Origin of the sequence: Mucilaginibacter mali (assembly GCF_013283875.1) — a bacterium.
Lineage (GTDB): Bacteria > Bacteroidota > Bacteroidia > Sphingobacteriales > Sphingobacteriaceae > Mucilaginibacter > Mucilaginibacter mali.
Genome location: NZ_CP054139.1, coordinates 5,868,682 through 5,892,472, shown reverse-complemented (window position 1 = coordinate 5,892,472; position 23,791 = coordinate 5,868,682). Strand labels below are relative to the sequence as shown.

Here is a 23,791-nt window from a genome sequence, read left to right as displayed (position 1 = left end):
CTATTCTTCAAAATCTGTTATAAAAATTTGGTCACTTAACGCTGTTCTGATATCGGCAGCTGTAATTCCGTATAATTGATTGATCTGTTCCACCAAACCTGTTTCCAGGAAAGCCAATTTTCGCGCAAGTACGGTGCTCTTGGCAGAATTTTCCGCATCTTGATAAGTCCTTTTGGCTGCTATGATCTGTTTAACCACTGCCACAATATCGTTGTGTAGCTTTAATTCAGCTGGCTCCGCAAAGTTAATCGCCTTAATGGGTAATCTTTCAATAAATTGTTTGCCATGCGAATAATATGCACCACGGAATTCACTGGCCCCAGATTTAACCATTGCCTCGAACAAGGGGTGGGCTAAAATCGCCAGAAAATACAACGGCGAATAGTCAGTACGACTCAGCAGGCAATAATATGGGCCATTACCGCCACCCGTAAACTGCAAGTTCGCTTCGTCTAAGATATAACTAGCTTCTTTAGATAAAACAGGCCAAATCAATTTGTCATTGGCGTGAAATTTCGTCAGGCTCTGGGAACGTCCGTATTGATACCATTTTGGTTCTTTCGAGCCATTGATGCTTCTCTTGGATAAAGTTTCCTGGTAGCCGTTCAAATAAGCCCAGGCCAGTGGATAATTTGCTTGAAAATAGGCTTCGGTAAACACTTCCGCCTTATCCGTAACCGTATAAGGAAATATCATCTGTGCATTGGCTTTTACCGTATCAAACAGGCCAAAACTCAGGTCATAAAGACAAGGTTTACAAATCGCCTTCTCTACCTCGAAGTCAACGTTTCCTTTTCTGAAACGATAGGTTGTATCCGTCTCTGCTGTCGTTTGGAAAATATATATTTTATCCGCGCTGGTTTGTAGACCGACGGTAATTTCTGCTATGGTATTGAGTTGTACCGTGCCGGCAGCATAGAGCTTGTCAAAGACTTCCTGTGTCTCATCAGCCAGGAAGATCCAGGGCTCTCCGCTAAAATTGGCTTTATCGTAGGCCCGGTAGTTGGTGTTGCCGCCGAATAGCTCCTTGGCCAGGTGCTTGATGCGCTTAAACTTAAACTGGTCATTCCCTGTAGGCCCTAAAACGAGGACAGCCGTGTAAGTGCTGCGATTTGGAAAAATTTGCGTAACACCAAAGTGTATGATCTTGGATAGTTCGCTGCTGGTAGTAATAAAGCGGCGCAGCGCTCGGCCACCTTTAACGATAAAGAATTTGTTGGGTATGATATAACCCAGGCGTCCTTCAGGCTTTAGCAAGTGGACTGCCCGCTGGATAAACAAGTAGTATTTGTCAAAGGTATCCGACTGCGCTACAGTATAACCGGCTGTTGGATGCTGATAGAACTTAATTTCTTCGGCCAGGTATTTCGCCATGTGCTGGATGCGCACATAGGGAGGGTTACCGATAATGGCATCGAACCCACCGGATTCCATTAAGAAAGGAAACTCATTTGACCAATTAAACGGTTTCACCTTATACAGCAATTCATCATTGTTAATTGCTGTCAGATCAAAAGTAAAATAGCTTTCATCAACCAGGGAGTTTCCCGTTTTGATATGACCGTCCAATGAAGGCAACACCTTTTTGCCATGGTTAGCAAGAAAGTGGTTAACAGAGCCGGAGTTTTCATTCTCCAATAACTTCAGAAATAAACTAAATTTCGTTACTTCAACCGCATAAGGATTGATGTCTACTCCATAAATATGGTGGAGCAGAACCGCGTGCCGGCCTTTTAAAGTTAAGCTATGAGCCCCTGTTCTGTCTAAAGCCAAAAGCTCCGGATCAGGCTCGCCACTAGCGATTAAGGCCAGCGTGATCTTTTCCAACAGGTAGTCATAAAGGGCAATCAGGAAAGTTCCGGATCCACAACAGATATCGGCGATCTTCAGCGCTTGTATTTCTTTCAGCGTTTTTCCCTCAAATAACGGTTCCAATGTCTCCCGTATGATGTGACGAACGACCAGTTTAGGGGTGGGCACTACGCCACTCGATGCAGCCACCTCCGGCTCTTCCACCAACGTAATTTGACCGGGCGCGGTGATTGCAATCCGGCTGCCTAGGTATCGTTCGTAGATCTGCCCAAGTATCGCCGGGTCAACAACTGAAAAATCATAAGGGCTCTCCGGGTAGTAAAGCTCGTTAAATATACCTACCAGGATAGCTGCATCCAGGTTAATTTGTAAAGAAAGGTTGTCCTCGATAAAATCGAACAAGCCGGAATTGTATTTTTTATCAGAACTCACGAAGATCGCTTTGAGCCCTGCATAATCTTTCACCTGCCTCAAGGTTTCGTATTTTTCGATATCACGGTCTTCACATATACGCAGGAATACGATCCTGTTTAACAGCCGTTGGACTAAGATATTGATCGTTTCTTCACTCATGTTCGGGCTACCGGCAATGATATTAGCCGCAAGCTGTAGCCGCCATTTTTCGATTTGCTTCAGGAAAACATGGTCAAAGGTGGTCAAATCAGGATGATTGAGCGAAAAATATTCATCCAGGTAACCCGCCGAAACCGAGGCAAACGAAAGTAAATCATAGAGCTCCTCAAAGTTCGCCAGGAAATTGATATAGTGAAAAACCTTGTAGCGGGCTACCGCCGGTTCATCAGTGCTATTAGGTTGGTAACGGCAATCGTAAACCACTAATTTGTCAAAGTTGGTCAGAATAGTAATTCCCAAGTTGGCACTCCAACCATAGCGACGTGCCTGGAAGGCAGATTTGACCGAATGCTCAATATCTACCGCTACCTTTTTGGCTTCCACAAAGAACTTCCTGTTCCCTTGATTACGCATGGTATAATCCGGGTTCTTTTTGGCTACGGCATCCGCCTCGGCAACTTCTATGGCTTCCTCCTGGATGACGTCGCGCAGGAATTGCGTTTTGCCAGCTTCGTTATCGATATCCCAGCCAAAAGTCTTTAAGAACGGACTGATAAAATCCACGCGTAACTGCGCTTCATTATAAGTTGTTTTGCTATAAACTGGGAACTGAGCGGCAAATGCCTCTACCAGAGTTTCCAATTGCAGGCGGCTTTCTTCTTTGGTTAAGGTAACTTTATAAGCCATTTACCAAGGTTAATTTATCTTTTAAAAGATCTGTGATATGTGCACCAGCCAATGTAATCGCCTTTAAGCCCAATTGTTCGCCAGCCACCACATCTAACAAATGATCAGCCAGCCACAAGGTTAGTAATTCCTCCGGGTCAGCATGAAGGGCATCAGCAAATAAGGCAACTTGTTCTTTTTTAGCTTTGCGGTCGCCGCTTTCGATTTTGCTTAACATCGGCGAATCCATGTGTAGCTGATCAGCAACCTGCTTTTGCAAGAGTTTTTCCTCTTCACGAAGTTGCCTAATTTTTATGCCGAACTGATTTGCCATCACTTGTCAAATATTGACAAGTTTAAACTAATTATTTTAGCATGGGAAATAAATTTATGAACATTTAAGCGAAATCCACAAATACAGCATAGACCTAACCAACCCGTTGTATCCAGTCCATGATTTGTTGCGCAATCTCGACACGCCAACTTTTACCGACAGCCAAATAAAGTCTAAAAAGATGTCGGCAATGCCATTACATACCGTGCGTAAGTGATGATTTATTCGGTACTTTGATTATAATTGAATAAATTGACCTGTTTTACATAACCCGGGCGCCTCGTTAATGCTAACCAATACATCTTATAAACAAGTATCACAAAAGCTATTCGATCTTTTTTTTGTCGATGATACCAAATATGGCAGGCAAATGGAGGATGGTACTTACCGCTTAATTCGCGAAAAGGTATCCGTGGTTACTATTGATGATATGCTTCTTAATCAAAAGAGCCTGTTAACCTATCAAGAATATCACTCTTTAAATAAAGCATTTATTAAATGGATATGTATTGATTTAGATATTTCAAAGAGCGAGATTGACGAAAACGCCGTCAATGAAGCTAATCTCGAACTGGTAACATCTTCAGCAAATGACATCGTTAATTTCCTTAAGGAATTAGCTATTCCTTACCTTTTGGAATTTTCAGGACGCCGGGGGTTTCATATTTGGATTGTCTTTGAAGAACTTCAACCAAAAGAGACGGGTTTTCATTTAGTTAACTATATTTTATCCAATGTTGCTTTAAAAGTAGCGATTAACGCAGATCGCTTTCCAAAAACAAGAGGGGTTGGTAAAAACACGAAGATGGTTGGATTGGGGGTAAAGCTACCGCTTTCCCAAAACAAGGTGTCAGGTAAATTATCTTTTTTTCTTGACGATCCCAATACATTTAATCTGAATCAGGAGTTCTGGCCTTCACGCCCGACCGATACCTTTTTGGCAGAGCAGCTGATTATTTTAGATGCCTATTCCCCTTTAACCTCCGGTCAGCTAGATGAGGTGTTGGCGAATTACCTGATAGAATTGGCTAGTCGTCCTTACCTGGGACAAGGGTATCTGAGTAATATTAAGCTTACGCCAGTTTCTGAAGAGGCACTCCTTTTGGATAACGTCCTGGCTGATCTTCACCAGTGTGAACATATTGATAAGTTACTACTCGACTATCGAAAGGGCCTGGGTGGGAAGGAACGAAGCCTCATGGTCGGTCTGCTTGGAAAATTAAAAAGTCCGGAAGATCATCAACTGGGCTATAAACTTTTACTGGAATTCTTCTCAAGAATTAAGGGCTTTCGCAAAGAATTGACAGAAGAGAAATTAAAGCTCATTCAATATTATTTTCCGGTTACCTGTAGCCAACTGGGGAAGTGTGCCTACTGCACTTGCAACCCTATTGTATCACCTGTAGAATTGATACAAGGCATTAAAATAGAACAGTCCTTTGAACTGGTGCTGCCGGATATTTCTATTTATATTTTTAACAAGATTATCAGCGCGTTAAAAAAATATGCGATTATCAACGATGAAATCCCGCTGTTTCCGCTGCTCAAAAAAATTGAAAATACCAGCTTTAAGGAAATCGATAATGCTATAGCGGAAGTATACAAGGGAAGTTTTCCGGCACAATCAGAATTTTTCGAATTTAAGAGAAATGAAGGCGATAAGATCAGGAAGTTATATAGCCTGGATGCTACAAATAATATTATTTCAACCTATTTCCTTTTTGTACTGAATAATATATTTTACACAGAGATATCAGAAAATTCTTTCGGGTACCGGCTGGCTCCAAGTTTTCACAGCTCAAACATATTTGGCAACTGGTTTATCAACTGGTCGATATTCTCCAAAAACGTCAATCATATCCTTAACAATGTTGAGTTTGAAGACTATTATGTTATTAAAGTCGACATCAGGAGTTTTTATGATCGTATTGATCTTCAAAGGCTACGGATAAAACTTTATGAAGAGGCACCCACCGCGATTAAAATTAAACTGAATACACTATCAGAAGCAGAAACCCGACGGTATAAAAGCATCATTGATTACCTTATCCAGCTGTCCGCTGAGACGACCAACAATGGAAATAAAGGTTTGCCACAAGGTCCGGCCTATGCCAGGTATCTGGCCGAATTGTATTTATTGGGCCTGGATAAATTAATAGAAGGCGAAATCATTAAAGACAGAAAAAGAGAGTTTTATTACCGGTTTGTCGATGACATTTTTGTGTTTGTAGAAGATGAAAATAAAGCGCACGTTGTCCTAAAAGAGATTGATAAGTGGATAAATATCAATAACCTGGAATTGAATCTCTCAAAAACGGAAATACACAATGTTGCTGACTATAACCGCTCAGGAAAATTTAAAAGATTTCAGGACGACGCCAAATATCTGATCAATAAGGCAAATAAGAATAAGGCTATCCTTACGGAAGCTGAAATTCAGGAATCGCTGTCAAAACTGGAAAACCTGACGAATGATGTTAAGTTTGGATTGAAGGACAATCTGCGATTTTTTTACTTCCAATTTTCCGGTGATCCGCGACTTAATCATATTAAAAATAAACTTATCAAGTTCCTCCCCTATAGTGATACCGGCAGGGGGACTTTATATATGATGTTTTATGCGGATTTAATCAAGTTACAACCAGATGATTTCTGGGCAATCGCCAGTCAGCAAGAGCGGCTCACCGGACTGTCGCTTGGACATTATTTAAATACGATTCTCTTTAACGAAGAACCAGTTAATACTCATCGGCAGACACTGGCCATGTTGATTGACAGCTTGACAAAAAGGCAGGACCTGACCTATGCTGATAAGTCGTTAATCATTACTATAGCAATGAAGTTCGATATTGCTTTAAGTGAAATCTTTTTGAAAACCTGTCCTAAACTTTTGATCAATTCTGCAATGGAGACTCCAGAAATACAATATACCATACGCGATTATGGATTTATTGAAGAAAAACTAAGAGATAAAGACAAAGCCAGCTTTGTCAAAGAGCTATATCGTATTATCATCCAGCATCCATTAACAAAAGCAGCTGCTCAGAAATTGGCCGGTTATTCGTTTTTGCGTTTTAGCGAGTGGCACCAGCAAGGAGGGATAGCTGAATTGATGGATAGCGAGGAACTTATTATACAGTATTATCACGTTTTGTGCTTTTTCACGCTTTTTGACGATGCCCTTGAAAGCTCGACCTTAATAAGTTCGTGGGAAAACCTGCTTCAGCAGTCAAAATCAATAACCCTTACCAAAAACATTTCTTTCGATTGGCTAACAAGGGCGGTCGATCATTCGGGTGAGGATTTCTCCAAGAGCAGCTATACCCTGTTACTGTCAAATAAAGAGGGCTCCCCCTTAAATAAGTATGATTGCCCTCATGGTTTTTTAAAGCAGTTTCAAAATATATTACTGGTACTGCTATTCTCCAAGGAAATCAAACTGGAAAACTTCTCAACCGAAGATAAATCCTATATGGATACCAATTCCCTTTTTGGTAAATGGTTGCTGGATGGAAATGTAAAACTGTACCCGGTCAAGGACAATATTTGTGTGAAGAACCTAGCCTTAAACGGGTTGATTGTGCTGGAAAATGACAGCCATATTTTTGTTAAGTCGATAAACCAGATCGGGGATTTAAAACGGTTCGATTATCTTCAGATCGACCCTGAGTACAATAACAACGAAGTTGAAATTGCGAAAAGTGAATTGCTTGATTTATACAACCGGTCTTTGTCATTTAAACAATTCCTGGAAAAGGTAAGAACCTTTGTTCAGAACGCCGCAACCTTTATGGATAAATACCAGGTGAAATACCCGGTTTATTACAAAAATCCCTATGCTTTCCAGGAACAGCCATTAATACCTTATTATTCCGAATTTTCGCAGAAAGTATCGCCGGCAGGAATTACACACGCCAATGATGTGGCTGGCTTTTGGGAAACCATTCAGTACATCTCGGCCTTTAACAATGCGGATATTCATATTGTCGCAGACATGCACAATCCCTTTAATTTCAGCATCGGTCAGTTAGACAGCCGTTTCTTTCCTAAATCAGAGCTGATCATTAATTCTGTAGAAGATAGAATCGATTTCCTCGGCGAGTTCCTGGTTGTTTTAGGGTCATCTGGTATCACTTCCATCTATGACTTTCAATATTTCTGGACCCAGGCCGCATGGAATACCCTATCTAAAAAACGAAGAGGCGGGAGTGACTTGAGTGAGTACCTGAACGTCCATTTTAGCGATTTCCCAACAGTAAAGGAGATGCCTTATGATATTTTCTTTACCGTCAATAGCAGGACTGAAATTGTTTCCGACACCCTGCTTGCTTTTTTTCAAACAATCCGCCAGTCTTTTGCAAATTTCCAGAATGAAGTTGAAACAATCGATTTTGATATAGTGGATATTTTGGACGAAGAGCTGGCCATACTCTCCGACTTCACAAATGAACGTTCATTTACATTGGCGGATTTAAAAAGAGTTGATATCACCTTTAAAAGTCAGTTCGATCCGCATTCCAGGACACCACAGGTTAAACTGCTGGTTAATGGCCAGTCGGTTCCGGATAAACACATTTTATTATTTGAACGTGATCCTATAGGCTTTTACAAAAAAAACATGGAGGAACTGGCAACGAGGACAAGAGCCCAGTATGTGTTTGCTATTGAGAATGAAGAAGAACTATTGATTTATGTGCCGGAACTTGAAATAGCCAAAGCCTTTAACAGGATTGCTGAACGGAAAGAATTTTTGGATGCCACTTTAAGTGAACCTAACGATTATGTGAAGGTATTTCCCAAGCAGGATCATTACGAAGCAGCTGAAAAAGAGTATGACAGCTATGATTTTCAAGGTGTAGAATCAAAGTTAAAAGATCATTACGCTAACACTATTAATATAAAAGAGCGTGTTGTTTACTGGTTAAGTTTGTTCAATGACCAAAGTATTGCCGGGAGTAAGTTCGGCGCTTATTTAAACGAGAACCAAATCAATATCACGAAGTTTTACCGGGCTGTCTTGGAATTGATAAGCATCCATTATTCAGTGAGTGATACCGCTTTAGCAGCTTTCGAAAAAAGTCTTAGGCAATTTAATGACGAAAATTGCATACTATTCCCTTTAAAACACCCCGACCGGGATCGTAACGGACTTTCCCGAATGTTAAAGAAATGCGGTTTCCAGGACCGGGAGTTAAATTTTGAGAAAAATGTCTCTGATCTTTTCAATCAAGATTGTAAAGGAAGAACCCTGGTTATCGTGGCGGATACTTCGATCAGTGGATCTCAGGCAGATAAATCCCTGCAATACTACCTGAAAGTGTTTAAAGACCAGGCCGAGTTCGAAAAATATCAGGTAGAAACCAATAAGGGTAAAGAAAAATATTTTTCCTTTACTACGCTTGCGCAAACCCAGCAATTTCAGAGGAATCTAAAACAGATAGAGAAAATAATCTTTATCACGCCTTTGATAACCGATGCTTTTATCAAACGAATGGAAGCGTTGCCCGTTTTTGAAGGAAAAAAAATAGAATGGGTGTCAACCGATATGTTGTCCGGTGATTCTTATACTCTGGGAGCTGACCATATGAACATGGACAACAAAAAAATCATTATGCAATTGCTCGACGATACTGATCTTTTAGACAAATTATTTCGAATACCCGATCTGAAAATGCACACCGAGTTTAATAGGGACCACAGCAAAGCTAATATCTTGTTAAGGATTGGATCTTTGCCAACAAAACATATCCGTGTATTATCATTAAAGCCAAAAAATGGTTATTTAAGTCTTTTTGATTATGTTGAAAATTGGAAGAATTAATCCGGCATACATCCCATAAGCCGCGCAGCGGATATTTAGCTATGTGGCTTTAATCTCAAATATTTTACGTCAATTTTTATCGATAAAGATGGATTTGAGCACCGTTGTTGTTTTGACTATGGTTACTACATCCATACGGATGATCGGGTATATCTTATTTATCGTCCTGACGAAATATAGCCGGCTTCAAAAATAAAACAGCAACTGCCGTGGTTTTGGTCAGCGCAGGGACGGCTTTAGCCGCCTGCGCTGGCGCAGCGTAACCAAAACTACGGCTGTTGCGTCTGCCGTTAAAGCGGGTGAACCGGAATGATGTGCGCGAAGCGCGCGGAATGGAGGTGAACCGGCTTTAACGAGCTTAAACAAATATACTTTCATTTATACTTCACCATTGGCGGAAGCTTTTATGTATGATCAATTTATTTATACAGCGGTATAATTAACTATTTCTCTCATTGGCTTAGCAATTGACTAAAATATAAATTCAAAAAATCATACGAATACGTAGCAAGTGCCTTAACATATCGTAGAAGCTTTCCCTGCCATGTAACATGGTTGAATTATTGATTAAGATAAGATCTTCATCCTCAAGATTATACTCTATAATAGCTTTAGAGTTTTGAATTTTATTCTTAATAAATCGGTAGGCATCAACAAGCGGTGCCGAATAATAATCTGGATAAAGGGCAAAAGCCTTTTCGATGGTGTCGGCTCTGAAGCGTATACCATGATTACTTAAAATGTAATGCTCTGCATAATCTGTATTTACGCCGTCATTAAAAACTGATGGTGTAATAAATCGAAATTTTTCACTCATCAATATTTTGATATAGTTAAGGCCTTCAGTGGTTTGTTTCATGTCATTGAGTACAGATTTTAATGACAATAACAATGATTTTCCACCGCCGCAGCGTGCACTTCTTAGACATAGCAAGCCAAAAATATCTTCCGGCCGTTTGCTGTATTGACTATCAGTGTGTAAAAATGCTTCCTCGTTATGCTCCGAAAAAGTAGTAAGTGAGCTATTCGATTCAACTCTTGGTTTGATATCCCATATGATATTACCAGCCATATTGTGGGGAACAGGTGTTGCAATTCTGCTACAAAAGTCAAGGAAGGTCTGTGATATATTTTGGCGGCCATGACCGAAATTTTTGAGAACGATATAGCCTATTGTTGACAAATCGTGCCTAACGCGCGTAACAAGGTCTGATAGGTTATATGGCTCATTTAGTAAATGAACAGTATTAATTGTTTTCATAAAAAAGTTGGGTTTTATTGGTGAGAATATTTTTTTCATCGCCGGCATTTAAGTATTTAAACATCCCGATAAGGTAACCTGCCATAAAGCCAGGCAGACCGTGAAATTCATTTACAAAATGAAATAATTCACTGTCATATTGCCTGCCGCCGTCTGCCAGCCAATCATTTGGACTTTGCCGATGATAATGTAGTTGAACATCGGCCTCCAATCGTAATGCTCTTTCAAAAAAACCTAAAAGCAATACGCTGATGATATTATTCCTGTTAAGTGGGAAAATATGTTTATTGCTAAGCTCTTTATTACTTTCTAAATACTGAAGCAAGCGAAATTCTGCAGCCATTGCTACGCTTTCCAATTGTAATGCATAATATGGGTCGTGTAAGGAGCCGGCAAATGGATAATTTGCAAGATGTAGTAAGTGGGTCGCCTCGTGTAGTAATTTCCACACTAAGTACTGGCTTTGCCGAAAATTTGATTTAGTTTTATTATCTATCCAAATTGGAACCCCACTGTCTGATACAAACCATTTTTTCCAGGCCTGTCCGGATAACTCCGTTTCAATGTATCTAACATTTACTACTGGTTTCTGAAATGGAAATAATTCACATAATAAAGGGAAACTCCACAATTCAAGAAACCTTAGTGGGCTACCAGATGGAGCCAATTGCTCTTTTTGTAATTTTGCCTTAATTATCTTTAGCGGCGTGTTAGAATTAGTGTGGTCTTTTAAACGCGACAGCCAATATGCTGAAGTAAGCAACTCATTTGCCTGATTGGTTAAGTTGCTAAGATCAACGACACTTCGGCAATTTTTGATTTCAGATGAAATATATTGAATTTGAGTGGCCCCCGTTATCTTATTGATCTTATCGAAATATTTGACCGCGGCCATTCCGGAAGAATTTTTGCTAATCAAGCTTGCAAGCGGTAGATTATAAGAACGGTTCTGTAATTGGTGGCTAATATAATAGTCAAAATAAAAGCGGGCCGCCCAGCCACCGCCCCACGGTATTAATTTTTTTATATCATTATCTGGTGAATTCATTTGTCCCGGATTTAAGTATTCGTGAAAATTTAAATGTTAAAAAAATAGTTATTTGATATAGCCGTCAATTAGCTATGTACAGCCTCTGATGACATATAAATAATTATTGTCAGGTGTAAGAAAATGTAAAAAAAACCACATACTTTCGATAATAATTAGCCTAACTAACACACTATCACAAAGTTCGATAACCTTAATCTTTGTAGCTGGAAAAGTATTGGGCCTAAATCACCGGATCTCAATAAATCAGGAAAAGTTTTCAATTATGTTCGAGGTTGATGTTAAGCAAATTGCCTTTTTCAAGTTATTTGATGACTTGATTGAAATGCTTTTGGAGACTAAAAACTTAGATAGGAACAAGTTATCGAATAAACAATTAGCTGACTTTTCATTTCAGATCCAGAGCGAACTAGATTGGGAAAAAGCTTGTAGTGTTCGGACCCTCAAAAAGTATATTGAGCACGGGTTCAGTTCAAAAGATTATTATAAAAATCAACTTGCCGCTGTTTGGCTTTATCATTCTAAAGAAGGGTATGATCTCGATGTGATCAGGAGATATTTAAAAAATAACCGCATCAGTGACTCACGCTATTGGGATGCTTATCTAAAAAAATTCACCATCCAACTTGAATTGGAGCACGCAATGTTGGAGTCGGTAAAGCATGCCGAATTGGAATCATTAAAGCCTTTTGCTCTAAGGAGATTTAATCATCCTTTTCGCAGAAAGTCTTATTATAACGCACTTGAAGATGCACGAGGTAAAAACAAAGTAGTTTTTATTGAAGGTTCACCGAAAACTGGTAAAACTTTTATTGTAAGCGATTTTCTTACAGAAGCCATAGAAAAAGGCGTTTACAGACGGGTCTTATGGACGACATGTGATGATAACTATACTTTAACTTCCTTTTTGGGAGATTTTTCGAGGGAAATATATACTTTAAAATCTCCCACAGATTATGGAAAAATAACTGAAGCCTTTGAGTACATTCGAGAAAAGGATTTTATTGCCGTCTTTGATGATTTTGAAAAAGCTAACCTTTATACTTTTCTCGATTTCTTAAATAGCTTTTCACATTTTGTTGGGTTAGCACGCTTGTTTATCATCCAAAGAAAAAATGAAAAATTAAATGTTTCTACCGGTGCAAATAAAATAGAAATAACACCCTTTGACCGGTTAGAGCTTACGGAACTTCTTAAAACCAAAAAATTTCCTATTGTTCCGGCGATTATCCAAGACATCTTGACCTGGACAACAGGCTTGCCCTATTTTATTATGCAATATCTTAACAAGATTGGCATTCAGGAAGATATAAATGACCTATATAAGAAACCACTAAATTTCACAACAATGGAAAGACAGGTAAGTGAAATAATTGAACGCATAAATGAGAGTGAAAATGAGTTGCTTAGAATTTTATGTGTGTTAAATGAGCCATTTAAACTTGACACCCTGCTCTTTTTTACAAACGAAATCAATTACACATTTGCCGACGATACTATCCATAAACTATATCAGGAGAATATTATTCAAACAATAGGTGCCGGTTTTTTTGAATTGTCTGGTACGGTCAGGGAGTTTTTACTACCGCTAATTTCAATTGAGAATAAAGTAAAATATCATGCCTTATCTGGCAAATTTTTATTGTCCGATAACAAAGAAAGCAACGATTCAGATAGTGACGGAGAAGTCGCGAAAAGAAATTATAAAGCAATTACACATTTTCAGCAGGCTGGTAATTTTAAATTGGCATTATCTCTTATAAAAAGCAAAGTGGCTCTTTTTAAAAGCAACCTAATGTACAGCCAATTGGATGTTCTTCTTAGAAATCAAAGAGACAATCAAGTAAAAAGCCAGATTGAACCTTTCTATTACGACATATGGCTCGATTATCATTTAGCGCATGCAGCCTTTATTGCGGGTAGATTTGATGAAGGAGTAGATTACATTTATCATTGTCTTGATCGTTCATTAAAAATGAAGCCCTATGATTTGCGAAATCAGGATTGTATCAGCTTTTTTATCAAATCTTTTCAGTTGTATTCAGATTATTTGGACACCTTGATTGATCATCAAATTGCAAGGCAGGTACTTGAACACACACTGGCCCTATTTAAACCTAGGGAATTGGAATGGAATTTAAGGCTCCATGCAATTTCTTTATTATCAGGTTATTTTATCCTCGACGGTGAATTTGAGAAAGCGCTTGAAATTAATGAAAATACGCTACAAGACGCTATTATACTTTCACAGCAAATCATTGGCGTTGCCCATATTCGGATTGGAATGATTTACCTTAAACAAAAGGATAATAATCGAGCCGTATCTCACCTACAAAAAGCCCATGACCTGTTGATTGCATTTGGAGATCGCAGAGCGGCGTTGTGGAGCGCTCGCTATTTAGCTAAAGGTTTGTATCGAAAAGGAGATTTGAAAGACTTTAGTCTCATAAGAGGCGTTCTTGAAACTTGTAGTGAGGCAAATTTGAACCCTCCGGATTATTTATCCTGGCTCAATTATTTCAGGAAAGAACCCGAATTAATTGAGTTTGTTGAACTTTTTGAGCGTGAGCGAGAACGTGTTACACAACTGATTGCGGAAAAAAAGAATGTGGCAGAGTCAAAAAAGGTAAAAGAGAAGGCAGCCGAATATATTTCCATTCTTAAAAATAAAGCAGTTGAAGGGTTCTCTTATAAATCGTATGCTAAACCTTTTGAAAATAATGCGATTAAAATAGACTCCTTGTCAGTTACCTCTTTTAGCAATAAGGTTCAAAAGGTAGCTGTTCCTTATTTTGAATCATTGTTTAAAAGAAAAAGTATTGAGAGCATTTTTTCCTACCATTTAAATAATGCAATTATTAAAGACTGCCTTTTGCTGGGAGAAAAGGGTAAAGAAATTATGGATAGGTTTATTTTTCCAAATCTTGCTTATCTTAAAAATGACTTGACTGACCCCGCTGATTCTATTCGCATGTTATACGCAAGGACTTTTGAAGCGGCGGGTGAAACCAATGCGGCATTTGAAATGCTCAGTATCATCAAACCTGAGAACTACCCCAATGACTTTTTTAATATTAAGGCTAATTGCTACAGTAGAGAAGGCAATTTTGAAAAGGCGTATGAATGTTATCAGTCAGCATTGGAGTTTAGTAATGACGATGCTTGGAGCAAAGGGAAAATTTATAATAATATAGCTCATATTATAATCAAATTCAGGAAAGAACATTTATATCAAGAAGGAATTAGTAGTTGTTTGGCTGCTATGGAGGAAAGGAAAGATGATCGTTTTATTATTCATCCTATAACAAACTTGTTTATTCTTACAACTGAAACTACGACGACGGATCAAATTGAGAAAGTGATTGGACAATTAATTAAGAGATACAGAATTACTTACCGGGAGCTTCAGAAAATTGTTCCGGAAATCTTATCAGAAGAAAAGAAGGACATAATAAAAAATTTATTTGTTAGCTAAGTTGCTTAATTGCTATCTTTTGAGCACCACGAAGTAATAAAACAAATATTTCAATCTTGCTGCTTAATGAAAATTACGCCCCTTATGAAATGCTCCTTCGGCAGATACCGCCGGTGCCGTAGACCGCCCGTCATAATTCACCGGCTGGGTCGTTTCATCACCCCGCGCCAAGGTTTGCGGCAGATCAGTTTCCGTCAGGCTGCGCAGTAACACACTTAGGTTAAAACACTGGCGTACTACCAGGTGCGTCACCCCATTGGCGATTTGCAATTTTCCGAATACCATCAGCAATTTGGACTGCACGATCTCTTTGCGGTATTTATCAAACAAAGCCTGCCAGACCACTAAATTCGCCGAACCCGTTTCGTCTTCCAGTGTCATGAATAATACCCCCTTAGCAGTCCCCGGCCGTTGCCGCACCGTGATCAAGCCCGCCAGCCGCCCAAGCGATGATACTCATACTTAATTAAGTTTTATCCGGTAAAGCCGGAGCATAATAATTTAATAAAAAAACTGCAATCTGTTAATACTTGACGGATCAATTAATTTCGTGCATTTCCAAAAAGTCCAGGCTGTGTTCCAATAAGCCAAAATAGGTCGTATGGTACGGTTGTAAGTTACCCTCAATAAGTTCAATAGCTTGTACCTCACTATTGACTAAAGAACTGATCGTTTCCTGGTCATGAAAGCGGTTGCTGTAACTGGAAAACTGCCGTAACTGCATCGGCAGTACATTGGTACTTTTAAAAAGGCTTGCCAGGTGACCGCAATAACCCTGTTCTAACTCAAACGATTTGACGGAAGCACAATATTATAGAATGCCCCCGCATGTTTACTTTTGGAAAGATCGATGTGCGTGGAAGAATACAATATGCCGTCCACCTTACTTTTATTGATCCATTGGAGTAGTAGCTGCGGGATGATGTATTCCGGTTTAAACGTATCCAAAGTGTTTTTAACCTTGACCGAACACGCTGCGATAAGTGGCCAGATCATGACCGCATACAACGGGTCCCAGTTATACGACACGTTATCCGTTACATGAGCATTGCGTGAATAGATGTCTGAACGCAAATTGAGTAATTGCAATGGCCTGTTATTACTTAATTTGATGGCTTGTATCTCGTTGAAATCCGGCCGCCTCATTTCCTCCCAAGCAGTGTAGATAGAGTTGGAGATATAGAGCGAAGGTAATCCAGGGATACTGTAACGTTGAGTGGCGACCTTTCCCCGCAAATCAAAGGGAATATGAAACAATTCCGGCCGGGTTAACGGAAAATTGCCGTTATGCTTTCTGATCCGAAAAAAGCTACTGTCCACCTGGGCGAACATTTCTTTGTTTAAGTAGCCGTCCGTATTGGCATCTTTCATGAATTTAGCCAGGCGGTTATAAGCACCGTGCAGGTTGCCTGTATAATAGATCTCAATCGTATCCAGGATACCTTCACGCAAGATTTTATTGCGCTTTTTGAAGATTTCCGGGTTGAGCGTCATGCCGTTCACTGGTTCGCTCAAATCTTCAGATGAGTCGACAATTTCACCGAATTCCCTGATTTTATGTGTAATTGTTTGTTTGAAGGATAAACCATCTGGCTGCTCTATTGGCAGGTTAGTGATTTGATGTCTTAAAATCTCTAGGAAATTCATAATTGGACATGGACAAGGTCTTGCGCTAATTTAAACATTATCCCTAAACACCGATGCAATTAAAAAATTACCCGGAATGAAGATATTAGCCTTTAACTGCTATCTTAGACTGGTGAACCTGCCAGACCAAACAAACTTACCGATCAGCCGCTTAGCCGCTTGTTTCAATAACACGGTAGCGACCTATAAATTTTATTGGTTCCTGGCGATCATCGGACGGGTAGAACAGGGAGAGACCACCATCAGCAAACATCATCTTTTTGCCGAAATGGTCGCCCATTCCTGGTTTACTGTCAATTATTTCCACGTTTCTTTCGGCAAGCAGGATAAATTACAACAGGCTATTGAGCGGATCCGATCAACCGAAAGCCTTACGATTGATGCCAGCCGGGCAGCTATCATTCAGCAACTTTCCAGTTCAACCAACAGTTCCACTTCAAAAACATTGCAGCACTTTGATGCCGAAGTACCACACCGTTTTTTAAGCCCTTGGTTCAACGCCAGCGATAAGCCCTTAGCCTATCAGTATTCACAAAGTTTTACCAATAATTGCCCTTACGCCGTTTTTAAAGACCACATCAAGATCAATCCTGAATGGCATGTCTATTTACAAAATAATGCCGGTATTTTGAAAGCCTTTTGTTACTGGAACCTGGCCATGTACCTGCAAACTAAAAATCCTAATGTTCCGGATATTCCCAATAAGCTGATCAGGATACCGGTCAGGAAAAACCTAACCGAACAGCGCAGGTTCTGGGATATCGTGATCGGCGAACTCGGCAGCGTGGATTGCATCTATACCAATAGCCGTTTACAAGTTGGCGCTTATGCCGTGGAGCATTTTATTCCTTACGCCTTTGTGTCGCATGACCTGATCTGGAACCTCATACCAGCCGACCAAAGTTTTAACAGCAGTAAAAGCGATAAGCTACCGATTTTAGACCAGCACTTTCAGCCATTTTTCAACCTGCAAAACCAGGCTGTGGAGATCATCAAATACAAAGCGCCGAAAAATAAATTGTTACAGGATTATCTGACCCTGTTCCCGCTGCTTGAAAACCAGCCGCTCGATCAGCAAAAATTTCTGGAACAGGTGCAGCCACTGATCACCATTGCCAGCAATAATGGTTTTGAATTTCTAACCAGGCCAATGAAAACCGGCCAGCTAAGTCATACGTGATCTTCAAAAGTTACCGTAGATCCCCGCCAGGCCGGAATAAAAGACGGAACCTGGGCCGAAAACCCCTGCCGTTGGCACCCCGCTGCTCTGCCTTGATTAAGGATTCGAAAGCTTTTTGCGTTACGCCATCCGGTGTATCCGAACTCACATCCACTTCTACCCATTCCCGGTTATCAAGCGCATCATTCGGGTCACGTAATACGAGCGGGTAACCTACGAGGTCAAGTTCGCTTAACAGGTCAGCCTGATCCAGCGATCTTAACTTGCAGATCAGCTCATGCCAGGGAAATGCCGGCGATGGATGCAGGTCGGTAAATTGAACTTTGGGGCTCAGGTTGCCATCTGCCAGCCCGTGGTTGTCTTTCAGGTATTGAGCAGTGACCACTGTACAGCCAAACAGATCATTCGGTATACCTCTTTTGATTTTCGGCCGAAAGACATAGTTATAAAGCAGATACATCGGTACGTAACCCAGCGGGCGCGCATAGTCTAATAATAACTGCACCTGGTTTTCACGTCTTATTGCACCCACATAATGCCGCATCTGCGGGTATTTTCCATTACTGATCTTGATCCGTGTACGTGTGGACTGGTGATAAATGATCTTGGCCTGTAGCGCATAAGTGATCAACTGGCCATCATCCTGTATGATGCAGAGTTCCAGGTCATCGCCATGGGTATCTTCCATCGTAGATTCGAACAGGGTAAAGCCCAGATGCGGGAAGTGCGATTTCAGCAGGCGCATTTCATAAACTAGGTTTTGCGTGATCGTGGTCTCATGGATCTTCAAACGCGGTTTCAGCCTGGAAAAGCGTATCCGCGCCCAGCTGTCTTTTGCCGCCGCCTTAAAGACATCACATTCGTCCGGCGGAACCGTAGTGTCAAGATAGTAGATTAGGCTCATAAGCTTAGGTTTAAGCAATAATTGGAAAAGATTTCAAGCCAAGATAAATAATAAAACCTAATAGTCAACGGCGAGCCGCTACTCATCAACGCTTAGACCGGCCAGCGGGTCTGCTGCCTCCCGTTCATGCTTCGCCCAGGCCAGCCATTCCAGGAATGAGGGTGTGGGTGATTGCGCCATCACCAAAGCCGCCAGGTACTCATCCAGTACTTTTAGTTCTCTCCAGCGCTTCGCCTCTTTCAGTAATTTCTTAAATTTTTTCTTTTTTTTCCTGACCTTCCCGGTTTTCATCACCTCTTCTTTATCCACAAAGCTATCTCTCTTAACAATCGCTTCCTGCTGCTCAGCCTCCCGCCGGGCAACCTGTTCCGCGTGTTCCGCCCAGCCTTTTTCCAATTGTCTGCCTGCTATCTCCATCTGGTTCAGGATATCCAGGATCTGGTCTTCCAGGAATTGTTTGCCGTCCCGCCATTCCCTGCCCATATAGTATTCCATCTTAAAAGCCAGCTTCCCCGTCGGGTCATACAACTGGTAACCATGCAGCGTTTCTTTCGGTCTTTTCGTGGTGATCTCCCAGAGCCGCACACGCTGTTGGACTTTGCGCCGGCAAACCAGCGTATCCCTCCCGTCAAATTCGATCCGGTAACCCCGCCGCCGCCAGCATTTGACCAAAGTATCCATGATGCGCAAGGCACGGTTGATATTGCCCGGTGAGACCCGGATGTTCAATTGCCCCAGTTCAGTATGAACTGTGCCGAATTCAGGGTTAGGTTTAGTAATCCGTGAACGCAGCGTATGTTCGGCCGCAATAATCAGTTTATCCGGGTTGACCAACCGATCAGGTACGGCAAAGGACAGTTCCTTTTCGCCGGGAAACAGGATCGGTGGCTCATGCACCTGCCGGGATTCCCGCAAATCAGGTTCGGCAGTTAAGACCGCTTGTGCGTCTGCACTAAGCGGCAGCAGGGGCAGGCGTTCCATAGGTTTGCCGTACTGAATACGCGACCAATGACCTGCCGGTGGCAGCGGCACTTCCATCTTTTTGCACAACTGTTTGATATCCCAGTTGCTCAGGGATAGTTCCTGTTCCAGTTTAGAGACAGGTTTGCTCCAAACATGCTCATACAACTCTTCACGGCTTAGCTTCAGTTGGTCCATCAGCCGCCAAAATAAAAGTAGCTGCACTAACAATTACACCAGTACCCTAATTATTCAGGAAAACAGGCAAGCAAAAAAATATTTTTAAATAAGTATTTTTCGCCGATACCATTCTCCTACATTTACCGTCGCTGGCCAGCAACTGGTCACCTAAAAACCTTATACCATTCATGGAAACCCTCACCACCATCCGAAACGTACTTGCCGGCAATAAGATCTTTGTACCTGCTTACCAGCGCGCTTATTCCTGGGATACCGAAAAGGAAAAAAGTAAACCGGTCAAACAAATCAACGAGTTTATCGCCGACCTGGAAGATTATCATAAGAGCAGTGCGCGGGCGCCCTATTATTTCGGGCATTTTTTGTTTGAGAAACATGAGCAGAACCGTTTCGGCGTCATTGACGGCCAGCAGCGCCTGACCTCCATCGTCATCTTCCTGGCCGCGCTCTTTACCCGGCTGAAAAGCTTGCGCAAACTGACCGAACACGAACAGGAGTTGTACGAGGACATGATCAAACGAAATTCCACTTATCATTTTACTACCGTAGACTACGATCACCAGCTTTTCCGCGATTATGTGATCGATCAAACCAAAAAGAATACCAGCGGACTGGACACTTCCTCCGCGCAGCGCATTGTAGACGCTTTTGACTTTTTTACCGCGTACCTGAATGATAAAACCGACAGCCACCTAATCCGGCTGTTAACCATCGTACAGGAAGCCTCCTGTACGACCCATCCTGTAGCCAATGAGTCTGAAGCGATCCAGATGTTCATCTTTCAAAACAATCGTGGCAAGAAGCCTTCCAACCTGGAGATCATGAAGGCCCAGTTCATGTTCCATATCCACCTCCACGCGGACGGTGATAAAACGGATTTGGTAGACGAACTGAAGACCCGTTTCGAGAAGATTTACAAATCCATATCCTCCATTGAATACCGCATCAATGAAGACGATGTACTGGTATATACGCTCCGCGTCTTCTTTAATTCTCTTTGGGAGACTAGCGCCACGGAGCGGGTTGATAAAATATTGTCCGAAGGGAATGCTATCGCGTTTATCCAAAGCTTTACCCGCACGCTGGCCGAATGTTTTGAATATTTGACCGCTTTCTTTAATACCGATGAAAAAAAACAGATCGAAATTCATTCACTCGTCACCCTCGGCGGTATCGGCATAGCCGTCCCTTTTGTCCTCAAAGCTTATCTCTTTGGTTTGCCCATGAGGCAGGTCACCGAATTATGCGCAGCGCTGGAAATCCTGGTCTTGCGGCACCGGCTCATCGGTACCCGTGCCGACATCACCTCCCGGCTGAACGACGTATATCAAAAGTTCACGCTGGAAAATCCGGGCATCGGCGATATCACCGGCCGGATCCGATGGATGAAAGATATCAGCTATGATTCCTGGTGGTGGGCCTATTGGAACAAGCAGGAACTCGAACGCTCCATCCAGGGCGGGCTTAACCATACAACCGCCAAATTCCTTTTATGGAAGTATGAGAATTTCTTGCGCAGCGGCGGCAAGGCCGGCTACGCGCAAATGCGCTACTCCGATATCGCTTTCCCTGACCTGGAACATATAGCGCCGCAAACGCCTACTAACGGCGAACCCGTGGCCGCCGGCTACCCGGACTATGACGAGGAATTCAGGAACCAGTACGTGAACTGCCTCGGTAATTATCTGCTGTTATCCGCCTCGCATAACCGTTCTATCGGTAACCGGCCCTTCACCGAAAAGCGCAGTACGTACACCTATCTCCAGCAGCAACTGGAGATCCAGCGAATGACGCCAGGCGAGCCTTTATGGACGAAAGAACTGATCGCTGAACGGAAAGCGGAAATCACGAAATTTATCATGGATCATTTTTAGCGCACGGGTGAAAAAGCTTCGCTTCGCAAGCAATAATTCACTAATCAACCCATTTGTCTATCTTTAGCTAATGACGCGCTACGCCAATGTTAACGGGATCAAAACAGAACCAGCCAGTGGCCTTAAAGGCGTATGCCCAGGTTGCGGCAACCCCGTTATCGCCAAATGCGGCAGCGTAAAGGTACACCATTGGGCCCACCGTAAACGCTTCGACTGCGACCCTTGGTGGGAGCCCATGACCCAATGGCATCTCGACTGGCAGAACAAATTCCCTGAAGCCTGGCGCGAGGTTATTTTCCGCGATGAGCAGAGCGGCGAATTTCACCGCGCGGATGTGCATACCCCCAAAGGTATCACCCTGGAGTTCCAGCACTCGGCTATGTCAGCGGAAGAGATGCAAAGCCGCAACGCTTTTTATCCCAAGTTGCTGTGGATTGTCAATGGCCTGCGCTTCAAAGGAGATTTTGATTTTAATAACGCCATACCCGATCCGGAATCCGAATTACTGAAAGACTATAATTTTTCTGTCGATCAGGATGGCCTCGCCAAATTCGCCCACTTTATAAAAAAGGAAGATATCAAAGGCGATGGCAATATGGTCAGGATTTATAGCCTGCACGATGCCGAATTCAAAGCCGTCGCCGACCTGCACAAAAACGCTCAGCATCAATACTGGCTTTTCAACTGGAAATACAAACACCGCGGCTGGCTCACCTGCAGTGCGCCGGTATTCCTCGATTTTGGCGATGAATTCCTTTATTGGATCAAAAAGCGCCAGCAAGTCATCACCACGTTGATCTATCTTCAAATCGTGAAGAAGAAAGATTTTTTGGCCAAATACGGGGCCTAATCCTCCAACTGCAAAAAAACTTGCAGCTAAATGCGAAATTGAGGTTAACCCGCTGTAATTCAACAAGATTATTTTTCATTCTCATTTAATAAGTGTCCTAAAACCGAAATAAAAAGGCCATTCAAAGCTTTCGCGCCTTCCGTTTTCCAGACGAATTCACCAAATTTTATCTTAACCCTAAGACTTGACATCCGCGCACGCCTATGTTACCATAGGCGGTAAACCGGCTATGATCCGGCGATAAACTACCATGTGAATAGTTGAATTTTGACAAAACAGGATATAACATAATAATAGGATATGAAAACAACCATAGAATTTATAACCGCAATCATCGGATTGGTGATTGTATTGATCAACGTAACACGACAGGTTTCACCTGCAACAACGAACATCATGAATGGAAAATCATTAGGAATTATTGCGCTCGTGGTAGTTTGCGCCATTATTGTATTCGGTATTTGCTACCTCATCAAGAGAGATTAAATGCACGGCTTAACACTTAATTTACAATCGTTTATTTTCTTTGCACTAAATTTTTTGGTAAATTCGTATTTACATTAAACGTCATGGCAATTCCCACCACACCCACCGATCAGCAACTGGTCGCCCAACTACGGGAAGGGAATGCCGCAGCCTATACCCAGCTATTTGACCGTTTCCAGCCTACACTATATGTCTATGCCCGGAAGATTACCAAAGACAAAGATGAGGCCGCCGATATCGTGCAGGAAGTCTTTTTATACCTTTGGGACAAACGCGACAGCATCGAATTTGACCATAATATATTAGCTTACCTGTACAGCGCCGTGCGCTATAAATTTTTCAACCTGCTCGATAAAAAGAAAGTCAGGCTGGATTACGCCGACTCGCTGAAAAAATACATGCAGGAAGGCAGCCCTGAAACCGACAACCTTTTGCGCGAACGCGAAATGCTGCGCCTCATCGAAGAACAGATCAGCCTCCTGCCACCAAAACTTAAACTCATCTACGAACTCAGCCGCAAGGCCAATATGAGTACTGCACATATCGCCGAACTCCTTGACGTATCTGAAAAAACCGTGCAGAACCAGGTCAGCCTCGCCGTCAAACAATTAAAAATGAAACTCGGCGCGCTCCAATTAACCGGCCTATTCCTTAGCGCCGAAGCACTTGCCGAACTGATGAAGAAACTGTAATAAAGCTCCG

15 protein-coding genes are annotated in these 23,791 nt (G+C 41.8%); 7 read left to right on the top strand and 8 right to left on the bottom strand.

All coding sequences use genetic code 11. The annotated features are described in order from the left end of the window. Positions 1 to 3,072, bottom strand: coding sequence for an Eco57I restriction-modification methylase domain-containing protein (locus HQ865_RS24980; protein WP_173417516.1), 3,072 nt, complete (start codon positions 3,070 to 3,072; stop codon positions 1 to 3). Further along, positions 3,062 to 3,385, bottom strand: coding sequence for a helix-turn-helix domain-containing protein (locus HQ865_RS24975; protein ID WP_173417515.1), 324 nt, complete (start codon positions 3,383 to 3,385; stop codon positions 3,062 to 3,064). Before HQ865_RS24975 ends, HQ865_RS24980 begins: the two co-directional genes overlap by 11 nt. Positions 3,386 to 3,755: 370 nt before the next feature. Here HQ865_RS24975 and HQ865_RS24970 point away from each other — a divergent pair, with 370 nt between their 5' ends. Beyond that, positions 3,756 to 9,206: an RNA-directed DNA polymerase gene (locus HQ865_RS24970; protein ID WP_173417514.1), complete on the top strand. Its 5,451-nt coding sequence runs from the start codon at positions 3,756 to 3,758 to the stop codon at positions 9,204 to 9,206. Positions 9,207 to 9,690: 484 nt separating this feature from the next. Here the strand turns inward: HQ865_RS24970 and HQ865_RS24965 are convergent, their stop codons facing one another. Together HQ865_RS24965 and HQ865_RS24960 are read right to left on the bottom strand one after the other, a co-directional pair. Beyond that, positions 9,691 to 10,467, bottom strand: coding sequence for a TauD/TfdA family dioxygenase (locus HQ865_RS24965; protein ID WP_173417513.1), 777 nt, complete (start codon positions 10,465 to 10,467; stop codon positions 9,691 to 9,693). Continuing rightward, positions 10,454 to 11,515: a hypothetical protein gene (locus HQ865_RS24960; RefSeq protein WP_173417512.1), complete on the bottom strand. Its 1,062-nt coding sequence runs from the start codon at positions 11,513 to 11,515 to the stop codon at positions 10,454 to 10,456. Before HQ865_RS24960 ends, HQ865_RS24965 begins: the two co-directional genes overlap by 14 nt. Before the next feature lie 265 nt (positions 11,516 to 11,780). On the opposite strand from HQ865_RS24960, the gene HQ865_RS24955 reads away from it, so the two are divergent. Then, entirely contained in the window at positions 11,781 to 14,990 is a 3,210-nt protein-coding gene (locus HQ865_RS24955; protein WP_173417511.1) for an ATP-binding protein, read from the top strand. A 63-nt stretch (positions 14,991 to 15,053) separates the two neighbouring features. Here the strand turns inward: HQ865_RS24955 and HQ865_RS24950 are convergent, their stop codons facing one another. Both HQ865_RS24950 and HQ865_RS24945 read right to left on the bottom strand, forming a co-directional pair. After that, the gene (locus tag HQ865_RS24950) at positions 15,054 to 15,371 is read right to left on the bottom strand and encodes an OB-fold nucleic acid binding domain-containing protein (RefSeq protein WP_237073601.1); all 318 of its coding nucleotides are present in this window, start codon (positions 15,369 to 15,371) and stop codon (positions 15,054 to 15,056) included. 399 nt (positions 15,372 to 15,770) lie between these two features. Further along, positions 15,771 to 16,637: an RES domain-containing protein gene (locus HQ865_RS24945; RefSeq protein ID WP_173417510.1), complete on the bottom strand. Its 867-nt coding sequence runs from the start codon at positions 16,635 to 16,637 to the stop codon at positions 15,771 to 15,773. A gap of 76 nt (positions 16,638 to 16,713) precedes the next feature. Between HQ865_RS24945 and HQ865_RS24940 the strand changes: the two genes are divergently transcribed. Beyond that, the gene (locus HQ865_RS24940) at positions 16,714 to 17,817 is read left to right on the top strand and encodes an HNH endonuclease domain-containing protein (RefSeq protein WP_237073599.1); all 1,104 of its coding nucleotides are present in this window, start codon (positions 16,714 to 16,716) and stop codon (positions 17,815 to 17,817) included. Between the two features lie 10 nt (positions 17,818 to 17,827). Here the strand turns inward: HQ865_RS24940 and HQ865_RS24935 are convergent, their stop codons facing one another. After that, positions 17,828 to 18,562: a DUF6615 family protein gene (locus HQ865_RS24935; protein ID WP_173417509.1), complete on the bottom strand. Its 735-nt coding sequence runs from the start codon at positions 18,560 to 18,562 to the stop codon at positions 17,828 to 17,830. A gap of 237 nt (positions 18,563 to 18,799) precedes the next feature. Next, positions 18,800 to 19,879, bottom strand: a complete 1,080-nt coding sequence (locus HQ865_RS24930) for a hypothetical protein (RefSeq protein WP_173417508.1) — start codon at positions 19,877 to 19,879, stop codon at positions 18,800 to 18,802. Positions 19,880 to 20,049: 170 nt separating this feature from the next. Here HQ865_RS24930 and HQ865_RS24925 point away from each other — a divergent pair, with 170 nt between their 5' ends. From HQ865_RS24925 to HQ865_RS24910, 4 genes are all read left to right on the top strand, one after another. Beyond that, positions 20,050 to 21,753 (top strand): DUF262 domain-containing protein, encoded by a 1,704-nt coding sequence (locus tag HQ865_RS24925; RefSeq protein WP_173417507.1) that lies wholly within the window; start codon positions 20,050 to 20,052, stop codon positions 21,751 to 21,753. A 70-nt stretch (positions 21,754 to 21,823) separates the two neighbouring features. Further along, positions 21,824 to 22,603 (top strand): competence protein CoiA, encoded by a 780-nt coding sequence (locus HQ865_RS24920; RefSeq protein WP_173417506.1) that lies wholly within the window; start codon positions 21,824 to 21,826, stop codon positions 22,601 to 22,603. Positions 22,604 to 22,903: 300 nt separating this feature from the next. After that, the gene (locus HQ865_RS24915) at positions 22,904 to 23,089 is read left to right on the top strand and encodes a hypothetical protein (protein ID WP_173417505.1); all 186 of its coding nucleotides are present in this window, start codon (positions 22,904 to 22,906) and stop codon (positions 23,087 to 23,089) included. An 83-nt stretch (positions 23,090 to 23,172) separates the two neighbouring features. Continuing rightward, entirely contained in the window at positions 23,173 to 23,781 is a 609-nt protein-coding gene (locus HQ865_RS24910; RefSeq protein WP_173417504.1) for an RNA polymerase sigma factor, read from the top strand. Positions 23,782 to 23,791: the final 10 nt, after the last annotated feature.